This is a genomic window from Bradyrhizobium sp. ISRA436, from assembly GCF_029910015.1.
Taxonomy (GTDB): domain Bacteria; phylum Pseudomonadota; class Alphaproteobacteria; order Rhizobiales; family Xanthobacteraceae; genus Bradyrhizobium.
Map to the genome: position 1 here is coordinate 1,585,257 of NZ_CP094519.1, position 12,562 is coordinate 1,597,818.

General features: G+C 65.1%; 9 protein-coding genes and 1 pseudogene. 3 read left to right on the forward strand and 7 right to left on the reverse strand.

The features are described from left to right. The first annotated feature begins 70 nt into the window (after positions 1 to 70). Complete coding sequence (locus MTX23_RS07585) at positions 71 to 1,621, forward strand: hypothetical protein (RefSeq protein WP_280975995.1); 1,551 nt, start codon at positions 71 to 73, stop codon at positions 1,619 to 1,621. A gap of 56 nt (positions 1,622 to 1,677) precedes the next feature. Here MTX23_RS07585 and MTX23_RS07590 read toward each other — a convergent pair. The 3 genes and pseudogenes from MTX23_RS07590 to putA all read right to left on the reverse strand — a co-directional run. Continuing rightward, positions 1,678 to 1,920: pseudogene (locus MTX23_RS07590) on the reverse strand (glutathione S-transferase); the annotation flags it as partial. 285 nt (positions 1,921 to 2,205) lie between these two features. After that, positions 2,206 to 3,411 (reverse strand): CoA transferase, encoded by a 1,206-nt coding sequence (locus MTX23_RS07595; RefSeq protein WP_280975996.1) that lies wholly within the window; start codon positions 3,409 to 3,411, stop codon positions 2,206 to 2,208. Positions 3,412 to 3,681: 270 nt separating this feature from the next. Then, on the reverse strand, positions 3,682 to 6,690 hold the full coding sequence (gene putA / locus MTX23_RS07600; protein WP_280975997.1) for a bifunctional proline dehydrogenase/L-glutamate gamma-semialdehyde dehydrogenase PutA: 3,009 nt from the start codon (positions 6,688 to 6,690) through the stop codon (positions 3,682 to 3,684). A gap of 115 nt (positions 6,691 to 6,805) precedes the next feature. Between putA and MTX23_RS07605 the strand changes: the two genes are divergently transcribed. Continuing rightward, a complete protein-coding gene (locus tag MTX23_RS07605) occupies positions 6,806 to 7,270 on the forward strand; it encodes an Lrp/AsnC ligand binding domain-containing protein (RefSeq protein WP_280977995.1) in 465 nt (154 codons plus the stop codon). Positions 7,271 to 7,361: 91 nt separating this feature from the next. Next, positions 7,362 to 8,012 carry a hypothetical protein gene (locus MTX23_RS07610; protein WP_280975998.1) on the forward strand — a complete coding sequence of 217 codons (651 nt, stop codon included), beginning with the start codon at positions 7,362 to 7,364 and terminating at the stop codon, positions 8,010 to 8,012. 322 nt (positions 8,013 to 8,334) lie between these two features. Here MTX23_RS07610 and MTX23_RS07615 read toward each other — a convergent pair whose 3' ends face one another. From MTX23_RS07615 to MTX23_RS07630, 4 genes are all read right to left on the reverse strand, one after another. Continuing rightward, positions 8,335 to 8,535: a cold-shock protein gene (locus tag MTX23_RS07615; RefSeq protein ID WP_212499768.1), complete on the reverse strand. Its 201-nt coding sequence runs from the start codon at positions 8,533 to 8,535 to the stop codon at positions 8,335 to 8,337. Between the two features lie 286 nt (positions 8,536 to 8,821). Continuing rightward, entirely contained in the window at positions 8,822 to 9,133 is a 312-nt protein-coding gene (locus MTX23_RS07620) for a cytochrome c (RefSeq protein ID WP_280975999.1), read from the reverse strand. Positions 9,134 to 9,144: 11 nt separating this feature from the next. Further along, positions 9,145 to 10,344 (reverse strand): molybdopterin-dependent oxidoreductase, encoded by a 1,200-nt coding sequence (locus tag MTX23_RS07625; protein WP_280976000.1) that lies wholly within the window; start codon positions 10,342 to 10,344, stop codon positions 9,145 to 9,147. A gap of 303 nt (positions 10,345 to 10,647) precedes the next feature. Then, on the reverse strand, positions 10,648 to 12,384 hold the full coding sequence (locus MTX23_RS07630; RefSeq protein ID WP_280976001.1) for an adenylate/guanylate cyclase domain-containing protein: 1,737 nt from the start codon (positions 12,382 to 12,384) through the stop codon (positions 10,648 to 10,650). Between the last annotated feature and the right edge of the window lie 178 nt (positions 12,385 to 12,562).

A 12,562-nucleotide genomic window follows, 5' to 3' on the forward strand; every position in this document is an offset into this window, starting at 1 on the left:
CAGGGCGCTTCACCGCGACGTGAAGCGCTTTTTTCTTGAATAGGCTTCGCCGCGCGGTGTTAGTGGAGGCATGAGCCGCGCGCTGCGATGCCTGCTGATCGTGTCTGTTCTGCTCGGCGGCGCCGGACAGGCGCGCGCAGGCGAGGATCGCCCACTCGAGCGGGGTCTCGCGGTCATCGATCCCGCCATCCTGCGCGAGCTTGATCATGGCCGCTTCGACCTCGGCCGCATGCTGTCGCCGGAGCGATCGGCCGACGCGCCGCTGTCGAACCGCGAGCTGTTCAGCCTGCCGTCGATGGTGCCGGTGCGCGAGGCGCTCGCGCGTGAGTTCGATCGTTATGTGACGAACCACAAAGCGAGCCTGCCGAACGAGAGCATCGGCGTTGGCGACGGCTTCGCCTTCCAGCTGTTTGATCGCAACCTGTTTGAATCGCCAGACGTCCGCTTCGTGCTGTCGGGCATCGTCAACCGCATGGACCGCGCCTATGTGGCGCCGGCAAGTTGCGGCGAGATCCGGCTGATCTACCGCCTGACCCGCACCGACGTGCCGCTGATCGGCGAGAACGCGGTCTCGCAGCGCTTGCCGATGACCTTGAACCTGGTGCTGAAGGCGAAGGGCGACGGCGCCGACGCGTCGCTCACTTGTCGCGAGATCGCGCGACGCTGGCTGGCGACCGCCGGCGCGCCGCCGACGATGGACAGGCTATTCGGCAAGGATGGCCCGCTCGACCTGATCGTTGACCGGAACATCGATCGCATCGAGACCAACCTGCAGATCGCGCATGCGCCGAAATCGGCGGTGCGCGATTTCCGCACCGACTATCTTTTGAAGGTGTTCGATTATGACGGCGAGGCGAAGCGCTTTGTGGAAGCGTCGCTGGAGAACCAGATCGATCGCGACCGCATTCTGGCCGACGAGGGGCTCAAGCGCGACTTCAAGGCATGGCTGCTTGATCCCGGGCACTTCGCAGAGCTCGATCGGGGCGCGCTGCTGATCCCCGAGCGCTTCCTTGCGAGGCGCGCCGTTGCGCCGACCCCGACCGGTTTCGATGTCAGCGATCTGCAGCCCGAATTCGGGCTGGTGGAGGGTGAGGGTGCGGCCGGCAAGGCCGTGTTCTCCGAAGAAGGCGATATCGTCGGTGCCTTGAAGCAGGCTGCCGCTGACGGGACCAGGTTGCAGAACATTCAGTCGGTCGCCGGCTTCGAGCGGCGCCTCAACGACGTGACCTGCGCGGGTTGCCACCAGACTCGCGGCATCGGCGGTTTTCATTTCCCCGGCGTCGACTGGATGGCGGCGAAACCGTCGAACTCCACCGTCGTGCCGGCCTCGCCGCATTTCTTCGGCGATCAGGTCCGCCGCCGCGACATCCTTGCCAGCTTCCGCGACGGCAAGGCGCCGGACTTTTCGCGCGGCTTCTCCAGCCGCCCGCAATTGCGCGGCAGCACCGAACTCGCCGGCACCGAATACAGCGACGGCTGGGGCGCGCATTGCTACCTGCCGCCGGCGAAGCCCGCCGAGGCCGACCGCAGTTTTCAGGGCTGGACTTGCGCCGAGGGGCTCGCCTGCCAGCTTGCAGGCCAAGCGTCGCGCATCGGCATGTGTTTCGTGAAGGGGCGGTAACGGTCGCTTCCATCGGATTGATGCGCGCGCGGTCCGGGCCCGGCTCGTTCTTACGCGTCCCAGAACAGCCAACGTAGCAGCTCGAACGTCTCGGCCGGCGTCTCGCCACCGAACTTCCCGTACTGCTCGGCGAGCTGCAGCAGGATCGGCGCGGTTTGGGTACGTCGCTCGCCGTCGACCTCCAGCACCGGGATCTCGCCCATCTCGTTCACTGTCGTGCGCCACTCTGGGGTTCGCGTGACGCCGCCGCCGAAATCGGTCCATAGCGGTTCGAAGCTTTCCCCGCACAGTGTGAGCATCAGCGCGAGCTTGTAGCTGTTGCCGGATTCCGGGAAGTAGTGCAGGCGATAGCGTCGGGGGCCTTCCTATGATGGAAAACTCGCGGACTACGTAGCCCGGATGAAGCGAAGCGCAATCCGGGATTGCATGATCCGGTTGCGAGACTTGTCCTGGATTTCGCTTCGCTCCATCCGGGCTACTGCGTCATTGCAGGAAGCGTCAGCGGCGAAGCAATCCATGCCTCCGCAGCGGTGCTATGGATTGCTTCGCGCCGCTCGCAATGACGATCCGGAATGGCGCGTTCTCTACGCCACCGCGCCGGAGGCGCGCAGCTGCTTGATCGTCGCCTCGTCGTAGCCGGCCTGGCGCAGGATCTCGTCGGAGTGCTCGCCGACCCCGGGTGGCTTGCGCGGCTGCACCTTCTTGGCGCCGTCGATGAAGATCGGGCTGTTGACCGTCAGCATGGTGTCGTTCTCGAAGCGCACCAGCACCTCGTTCTCGATCATCTGCTTGTCGTTCGGGATGTCGTCGAGAATGCCGACGACGCCGAACACCAGGCCGTTGCCGTCGAGGATCTTGCGCCATTCGGCGAGGTCCTTGCTCGCGAACACCTCGTCGAAGATCTTGATCAGCTCGACCGAGCGCGCGTGGCGGTCCGCCTTGGTGACGAAGCGCGGATCGGCGACGAGATCCTCGCGGCCGAGGCAGCGCGCCAGCGTCGGCCATTGCCGGTCTTCGTTGAGCAGCGACAGGATGATCCAGCGACCGTCCTTGCACTTGTAGTGGTTGGTGACGGCGTTCAGCGCCTCTTCGCGCGGCTTGCGCTTCTTGAACTTGGCGCCCGAGAGCTTGGCCTGCGCCAGCACGCCGTTGGCCCAGACGCCGTTGGCCATCAGGTTGGTCGAGACGTGCGAGCCCTTGCCGGTCTTCTCGCGTTTGAACAGCGCGGTCACGATCGCGCCATAGAACGCCATCGCACAGGGGTGGTCGCCCATGCCGGCGACCGAGCGGGCCGGGGTGGTCTCCTCGTCGGCGCGCACCAGGTCCATCAGGCCGGATCGCGCCCAATAGGCGTTGGAGTCGAAGCCGGGCTTGTTGGCCTCTTCGCCCTTCTCGCCATAGCCGGTGAAGGAGGCGTAGATCAGCCGGTCGTTGAGATGGGCGAGATGATCGTAGGTGATGCCGAGTTTCGCGCGGACCTGCAGCGGCATGTTGGTGATGAAGACGTCGGCCCCCGCGACGAGCTTGTAGAGCACCTGCTGCGCCTCCGGCTTGGTGAGGTCGAGCGCCAGGCTCTTCTTGTTGCGGGCCTCGAGCAGCCACGCGAAATTGTGCTCGCTCGCGGGATAGCCGGGCAGGTTCGGCAGATTCCGGTAGGGATCGCCGGCACCCGGCGGCTCGATCTTGATGACGTCGGCGCCGAAGTCGGACAGCACGGTGGCGGCCGCGGGCGCGGCGATGAAGCTCGCGCAATCAAGAACCTTGAGCCCGTCAAAAATGCCTTTTTCCATCGTGCCGTCGCTCCCGTGGCGCTTGTTGATGTTTTTCCGGTGGCTGGAATATCGAATGCGATGATCCCCGATCGGGCCGCCATTTGACCCATGTCGGGGGCACGTTGCAACCCAAGTCATTTCAGGGCGATACGGCGCAAAACGCGGGGTGAGCAAAGCCAACGGGTTGCGCGAACGCGCGCCCGACGACAGGCTCCACGAAGCAATCCATGCCTCGGGCAGGGATAGATGGATTGCTTCGTCGCTCCGCTCCTCGCAATGACGGTGAACCTACTCCATCCCTGCCATCAGCGCGGCATTGCCGCCCGCGGCGGCGGTATTGATGGTCACTGTCTGCTCAGTCGCGAAGCGCGCGAGGTAATGCGGTCCGCCGGCTTTGGGGCCGGTGCCGGAGAGCCCGCTGCCGCCGAACGGCTGCACGCCGACCACGGCGCCGATCATGTTGCGGTTGACATAGATGTTGCCAACCTGAAGACGATCGATCACGTCCTCGACCGTGTCCTCGATGCGGGAATGGATGCCGAGCGTCAGCCCGAAGCCCGTCGCCTCAATCGCGGCCAACACCTCGCCGAGGCGCTCGGCGCGGTAGCGCACGACATGCAGGATCGGGCCGAACACCTCCTCGGTGAGCTGGCCGGCGTCGGACAGTTCGAAGATATGCGGCGCGACGAAATTGCCGGCGGGCGCCTCGCCGGCGAGATGGGTGCGCGCCTGCCTTTTCATGCGCGCGATATGCGCATCCAGCCGTTGCTTTGCCTCCGCATCGATCACCGGCCCGACATGCGTTGACGGATCAGACGGATCGCCGATCTTCAACTCGCGCGCCGCGCCCGCGATCATCTCGATCGTGCGGTCGGCGACGTCGTCCTGCACGAACAACAGCCGCAGCGCCGAGCAGCGCTGGCCGGCGGAGCGGAACGCCGAGGTCACGACGTCATCGGCGACCTGCTCGGGCAGCGCGGTGGCGTCGACGATCATCGCATTGATGCCGCCGGTCTCCGCTATCAGCGGTACGATCGGACCATCCTTGGCCGCCAATGTTCGGTTGATCGATCGCGCCACCTCGGTCGAGCCGGTGAAGACGACGCCGGCGATCTGCGGATGCCCAACCAGCGCGGCGCCGATCGCGCCGTCGCCCTGAACGAGATGCAACGCGGACGCCGGCACGCCGGCCTCATGCAGCAGCCGGACAGCTTCGGCCGCGATCAGCGGCGTCTGCTCGGCGGGCTTGGCGACCACCGCGTTGCCTGCCATCAGCGCCGCCGACACCTGGCCGAGGAAGATCGCCAGCGGAAAATTCCACGGCGAGATCGCGACGAAGGCGCCGCGGCCGCGCAACACCAGCACGTTGCTTTCGCCGGTCGGACCCGGCATGGCTTCGCCATCGCCGAACAGCTTGCGCCCGAGCGCTGCATAGTAGCGGCAGAAATCCGTCGCTTCGCGCACCTCGGAGAGCGCGTCGTCCAGCGTCTTGCCGCCCTCGCTCTGCAACAAAGCGACGAAATGCGCGCGGCGCTGCTCCAGGAGGTTTGCGGCCTTGTCCAGGATATCGGCGCGCTTTTGTGCGGGCGTGGCGTTCCATGTCGTGAAGCCGCGGCGTGCGGCGATGACGGCCGCATTGGCCTGCTCCGCGGTGAACGAATTCACCGTAGCGGGCGGCCCCTTCCGTTCGACTGCAATCGCCGATGTGAGCTGACCGAGCACCGCGCGCTCGCCGAACTCGATGCCGCGCGAATTCTCGCGCTGCGGCCGATAGAGATCGGCAGGCCGCGGAATCTCCGGATGGCTGGCATTGCTCGCGATGCCGATGATCTCGGCGGGACGGCGCAAGAGGCTCGCGGCCGGCACCTTGTCGTCGGCGGCCAGGGCGACGAAGGAGGAGTTGGCGCCGTTCTCGAGCAGCCGCCGCACCAGATAGGCGAGCAGGTCGCGGTGGCTGCCGACCGGAGCATAGGTGCGATGGGCGATCTCGGGCCGCTCCTCCCCGAGCTGCGCATACAGCGCTTCGCCCATGCCGTGCAACCGCTGGAATTCGAAGCTCTCGGGATCGTCGGCGAGTTCGAGGATGGTCGCGACCGTGAGCGCGTTGTGGGTGGCGAATTGCGGGAACAGCCGCGGCCGCAACGCCAGCAGCTTTCGCGCACAGGCGACGTAGTTCAGGTCGGTCATCGCCTTGCGGGTGAAGACCGGATAGCCGTCGAGCCCGCGCTCCTGCGCGCGCTTGATCTCGGTGTCCCAATAGGCGCCCTTGACCAGGCGCACCATCATCTTGCGGTCGAGCCTGCGTGCGAGCGCATCGACGTAATCGATCACGTCGGCGGCGCGCTTCTGATAGGCCTGGATGGCGAGGCCGAAGCCGTTCCAACCCGCAAGCGAGGCATCCGCGAGCGCGGCGGCGATCACGTCGAGCGACAGTTCCAGCCGGTCGGCCTCCTCGGCATCGACGGTGAAATTCAGGTCGAACGCCTTGGCGCGGTGCGCGAGTTCGACCAACTGCGGCACCAGCTCGGTCATCACGCGGGCGCGGCTCACCGCCTCGAAGCGCGGATGCAGCGCGGAGAGCTTGACGGAGATGCCGGGACGGTCGGGCAGGGGACGCGCACCGGCGGTCTTGCCGATCGCCTCGATCGCGCGCACATAGGATTCGAAGTAGCGGTGCGCATCGTCGGCGGTGCGCGCGCCCTCGCCGAGCATGTCGAAGGAGTAGCGCGAGCCGCGCGCCGAATGCGATTGCGCGCGCGACAGCGCCGCCTCGATGGTCTCGCCGAGCACGAAATGGCTGCCCATCAACCGCATCGCTTGCCGCGTGGCGGCGCGCACCGCCGGCGCGCCGAGCCGTTTTGTCAATCGTCCGATCGTGCCCTGCGGCGTCTCGCCGGGCTGGATCACGCGCGCCGACACGCCGAGCGCCCAGGCCGAGGCGTTGACCAGGAACGCGCTCGACCTGGTCTCGTGGTTGATGAAGTCGCCCTGGCCGAGCTTGTCCTCGATGAACTGGTCGGCGGTGCGCGCGTCAGGCACGCGCAGCAGCGCCTCTGCCAGCACCATCAGCGCCAAACCTTCCTTGGTCGAGAGCGCGAACTCGCGCAGCATGTCCTCGACCCCGCCAAGCGGATCGTCATTGGCGCGGATGGCCTCGATCAGGCGCGTCGCGGTGCGATCGATCCGCGCCTCCCGGTCTGTGCCGAGCCTGCCGTCGGCCAGCAGGCGGGCGGCCAGACCGGCATCGTCGGGTGCGTAGGGGGCGCTGAACGGGGGAAACGGGTCGGGGTCGGGCATGGCGGGTTCCTTCGGCTTTCACGGGAACACCTACGCGGTAGCGAACCGTAGTTCGATAGACAAATTAGCAGATTTGCTTTATGAAATAAGGAACATTGCCAAATTTACCAGAGATATGGCAGAGATAGATAAGATCGACCGCAAAATCCTCTCGATCTTGCAAGGGGATGGCCGGATTGCCAATGTGGAACTGGCTGAGAGGATCGGCCTGTCGCCGACTTCGGTCGGCGAACGGCTGAAACGGCTGCAGCGCGACGGCTTTGTCGAGGGCTACGGTGCCCGGCTCAACCCGCACCGGCTCGGCCTTGGATTGCTGGTGTTCGTCGAGGTGCTGCTCGACAAGACCACGCCTGATGTCTTCGAACGGTTTGCCAAGGCGGTGCAGACCGCGCCGGAAGTGCTGGAGTGCCACATGGTGGCCGGCGGCTTCGACTTTCTGGTCAAGGCGCGTGTCGCCAACATGTCCGCCTATCGTCGGTTCCTCGGCGAAAGCCTGCTGGCGTTGCCGGGCGTGCGCGAGACGCGAACCTACGCCGTGATGGAAGAAGTCAAGCGCGATGCGCCGTTGCCGGTCGGCTGATTTCGTCTCGATGCGATCCACAGCCATGCTCCCGGCGTATTGGCATCGCGACCTGCCCGCGGGTATCTTGCCGCGAATTGGGGCAGCAATCATGAAATACGTCGATCAGCCGATATCAGCGAGGCGCACCGCGTTTGCCGGCGCGCTGACTGCGATCACGCTGTTGTTACTCTCAGCGGCGCCAGCGCAAGCCGCTGAGCTGAGCGCGGGCATCTCGCAACTCTATTCCTCGGTCTCGATCTATCCGCCGTCGGCATCATCGATGACGGTCTGCTACGGCTTCGTCTGCCGTCGCCGCGAGATACTTGATTTCACGGCGGCCGACCGGGCCGCACTGACCAGGATCATGGCTGCCGGTCACGCCAATGCCGCCGCCGAGCGCGCGGCCGTGCAGAAGGCGGTGATCTGGTTCGACCGCCGCATGGGACCGATCCTCGGCACAAACAAGCGCGTGGCGAAAGCGGATTTCCGCGCCAATGACGACAAGCACAATTACGATTGCTGGGACACGACCCGCAACACCACGAGCCTGATGTTGGTGATGCAGGCGTGGAATTTGTTCAAGTTTCACGATGTCGGTGATCCCCACTATCGCGGGTTTCACCTGATGCAGACGCCGCACAACACCGCCGTGCTGGTCGAGCGCGCGACCAAGGTGGAGTGGGCCGTCGATCTCTGGCCGCGCGGCTATCTGCAGCCGCCCGACGTCATGACCGTCAGTCAGTGGGTAACTGAGGATTGAACGGCTGCAGCAGCCTCAAGCGAGGCAGATACAGGTTCGCGTGAAGGTGCCGTGCGGGTCCCGGCAGAGCGGCAGCTGTCTCTGCGGCTTATTGCCGGCGTGTGCGCAGATGCAGGAACAGCGGCAGGCGCTGCCAACGGCGGCCATTGTCCGACTCGATCGCGCGCATCTGCGCGCTCTGCATGAGGTCGCGAGAGATCATCGTTATGGCGCGCGGGCATCGTGCCCGCCCCGCCGAACGTCACGTTGTCTGGTTGTGCTGGATCGGCCCCCACTCCCGGATGAGGTCCGAGAGTGCGCCGCTTCGCCTGGCGTGGTTGCGCTAGACCTTCAGGTTTTCGGCCGAAGTCTTGCCGCGATTTGCGATCTCTTCGTACTCCACCGTCTGGCCTTCATTGAGCGTCTGAAGACCAGCCTTCTGAACTGCAGAAATATGCACGAAAATGTCCTTGCCGCCCGTTGCGGGCTGGATGAATCCATAACCCTTGGTCGGATTGAACCACTTCACTGTACCTTTGGGCATTTCCAGTCGTCTCCGCGGAATCGATCGAAAACAGACCGCCGGTCCCCGCACAAACCGGCTCGTCCGTGCCATACAGGATAGCAGTTTGCGAAAAGCTGGGTAGATCAAACGAAGGTGTGTTTTTGCCCCGAAACAACCCGCTTTTCGAAGGTTTGACGCCGAATCGCCTGTTTTGCGATCAATTGATGCGCTGCAAAAATCGAACGGTTCCGGCTGACCGAGCCGAAAGACGCATGCTCGGCGCGCAGGCCGTGGCCTGCGCGCCGAGGGGCCAACGGAGATCGTCTCAATAGGTCGCGGCGAGGTAGTCGACGATCTTGCCGACGTCGGCGTCGTTGATCGTCGCGCCGTAGACCTTGATCATCTTGGTGACCTCGGCCTTCCAGAAGTCCTTCTTCTTGTCGCCTTGTGGCGGCTGCGTGTTGACGTAGTCGGCCGAGTGGCAGCCGCTGCAATTGTTCTGCACGATCTCGAGGTTGGGGCCGGGCTTGAAGGTCGCGGTCTCCTCGGGGACCTTGTAGTTGACCGGTGCGGCGGCGGCCGCGGCGATCGATAGCGTCGCGATCGCGGCGAGGGCAGGGAGCAGCTTGCGCTTCATGATGCTTCTCCTCACGCCGCGGTGACGTGCACGGTTTCGACGACGTTGCGCAGGTAGCCGGCCGGATTCCACAGCGGATCCATCGGCTGGGTGTCGCCGGCATTGTTGGTGGCGCGCACCTTCAGATCATAGGAGCCGGCAGCGAGCCTCACGCGCAGCTTCCATTCCCGGAACGCGTATTTGCCGAGCTCCTTGCCGAGCTTGGCCGGCGTCCAGGTCTTGCCGCCGTCGGTCGACACCGCGACCTCCTTGATGCCCTTGCCGCCGTCGAAGGCGATGCCCCGCAGCAGCGTGCGGCCGGCCTTCAGCTTGGCGCCGTCGGCGACGCTGGTGATGAACGAGCGCACCGTGAAACGGTTGATCGGGATCGTGGCTTTCGGCGTGGTGCCGGGCTCGACCGCATTGTTCGGCGTATCCGGAATCCGGTAGGCCGATTTCATCCAGAAGCCGTCGAATACGCTGTCGATGACGGTGATCTCGTTGAGGTGCTTCACCCAATAGGTGCCGTAATAGCCGGGCACCACGAGGCGGAGCGGGAAGCCGTTGAGGAACGGCAGGTCTTCGCCGTTCATGCCGTAGGCCAGCATCACCTCGCCGTCACGCGCGTGGTCGATGTCGAGCGCCTTCACGAAGTCGGGCGTCGTCTCCATCACCGGACCGTCCATGCCGTTGAAGGTGACTTGCTTCGCGCCGGCCTGGACGCCGGCCATGTCGAGCACGGTCTTCAACGGCACGCCGCGCCAGCGCGCGCAGCCCATCGCGCCATTGGCAAGCTGGCCGCCGGCGACCCGCGGGTTGAAGAAGCCGCGGCTGTTGCCGGAGCACTGGTTGACGGCGACGATCTCGGTCGCCTTCATTTTCCTGATGTCCTTCAGCGACAATTTGAGCGGCTTGTCGACCTTGCCCTTGATCTCGAGCGTGAAGGTGTCGGGATCGAGATTGTAGGGGATGCCGGCGAGATGGTAGCGCACGAAGAACGCGTTGTTCGGCGTCAGCGGGCCGTCATTGAAGATCGCAAACGGCGTCTCAAGTTGCGGTGGACGGCGGGTCAGGCCGATCATCGGACGCTTCTGCGGATAGCGCACCAGCGGCCGGTCGCCATTGCCGAAGGGCAGCGTCACCGTGTCGAGCGCGAGCGCGCCCCGTGATCCCAGCCCCGTTACCAAAGCGGCCATACCGGCGCGCTTCATCAAGTCTCGTCGATCGAGCATTCCGCTTCCTCCGAAGCATCATCTGTCGTGAGCCGGTCATCACCAGGCTCAACTTGCCTGAGCGCATCCATCTCGCGGAATGCGCACAGGCAACAAATGTCGCACCGGGGAACCTGAAGTCAATTGATGCTTTCGCAGCGTCCACCTGCGTTGCGATGCAACGAAAAGCCCCGATCGTTGCCGACCGGGGCATTTCGATCTCGCCTGTCAGTCGAGCCTTGCGAAGAGCCGGTTCGAGAGTGTTTGATGAACGGACGTTCGTATGTGCCGCAGATCACATTCGGTGTTGCGGCAACGAAGCTCTCAAGCCGCTACCGCACGCTGATCGGCGACAAGTGCCGACAAGACGCTCGTGGATTCAACCGTGCGCACGACCATCGGCTCGTTGCGGCCGCGGATCGCGACCTGCTGCGCGGGCAGGGCATCGTCGGCAAGTCCCGCCGTGATGCGCGCCTCGTCGGAGATGACGGCCTCGCAGGCGAGGGCCTTGGTCATGTCCTGCAGCCTTGCTGCGACGTTGACGGCATCGCCGAGCGCCGTGAACACCATGTGGTCGCGATAGCCGATGTCGCCGACGATCACCTCGCCGCCATGGATGCCGATGCCGAAGCGGATCGGCTCACGCAGATCGTGGCTGAGGAACTGGTTCAGCTCGTCGACATGGGTTGCGATCAGGGCCGCAGCGCGCAGCGCCTGGCGACAGGCCTCCTGTCGGCCGGCGGCGAGCCCGAACAGTGCCAGCATGCCGTCGCCGACGAACTGGTTCGGCCGCCCGCCGGCCTCCAGCACCGCCTGCGACACCGCGCCGAGGAAGCGGTTGACGATGAACACGGTGTCGAACGGCAGCCGCTTCTCGGCGAGTTGCGTCGAGCCGCGCATGTCCACGAACATGCTGACGAGATAGCGTTCCTGGCCGATCCGCGTCGGGTTGGCCGCGTGCGCATTCGCCGATATCGTGTGCGGCAGGAAGAGCTGGAAGAAGGTCAGATCGGCGGTCGGCCGCAACTGGCAGGCCAGCCGGATCGACGGATCGTCGCTGCCGACCCGGTGCAGCACGAAGGCCTCGCGCGGCGAGGGCTCCGGGAGATTTGCGTGGTCGCCGACGATGCGGATGCGGCAGGTCGAGCAGCGGGCGCGGCCGCCGCAGACGCTGGCATGCGGCACATTGTTGCGCAGGCTCGCTTCCAGCACGCTCCAGCCTTTCGGCACCCGGACGGTGCGGCCATTGCCATAGGACAGTGCGATCATGCCGCCGCGACGCTCGAGCAGGGCACGCACCCCGCGTGCGATCACGACGAGGCCAAGCAGCCCGAGATAGCCGATCGTCAGGCCATTTGTGATCTTATCGAGCACCTCGCCCTGGGCCGCCGTCCCGAGACTCCGGACCGACAGCTCCCGTTGCCGCCAGGCGGGATCGTTGGCGTCGGCGATCGTGGCGCGGCCGCCCTGATAGATGCCGAGCATTGCCAGCGTCGGAATCAGCACCGCGGCGGCGAGCAGGAACGGCGCGGCGCGCTTGAAGAACGGACGCAGCCTGAACCAGAAATGCAGGCCGATGCAGCCATGCACCCAGGCGATCACAAGCACCGCGAGCATCGTCCACAGCCGGTTCGGTGACGCGACGAAGAACGTGTACAGTTCCTGCGGGTAGAGCTTCTCTTGCGCGAACACGGTCTGGGCGAGCCGCACGCCGACGATGTGGACGATGATCAGCATCGGGATGCTCAGGCCGAGCACGAGCTGTAGCGGTTCGATCGCCCTCCAGCGGAATTCGCGGCGCTGGTACAGCGCCCAGATGCCGAGCGCGGTATGCACCAGGCAGGCGCCGTAGAATATGATCGCGACAGGCAGGAACTGCCAGAACTCGGTGTGGTAATGGACGCCGATCGCCAGCGCCTGCATCGAAATATTGCCGAGCGCGTGGTTGAGGAAATGGCTGACCAGGTAGGCGAACATGATCGCGCCGCTGACCAGCCGGACCTGCCGCAGGCCGACGCCGCGGACCATCTCCTGCAAATGTTCACGCGAGGGGGAGGCCATGTGAGTCATGATTGGCAAGTCTAGTGTTTAATTCCCGCGGTGAACACCACCGCGGGCCGGCGCGAGAGGTGATATCCGGCGCTGCAACACGTTGACACCCCCACAAGAGTCGAACAAAAAGCGCGCCGTGACGATAGCCCCTCCCGATAACATCAGCGTTAAGCCGGTCCGTTCTGAC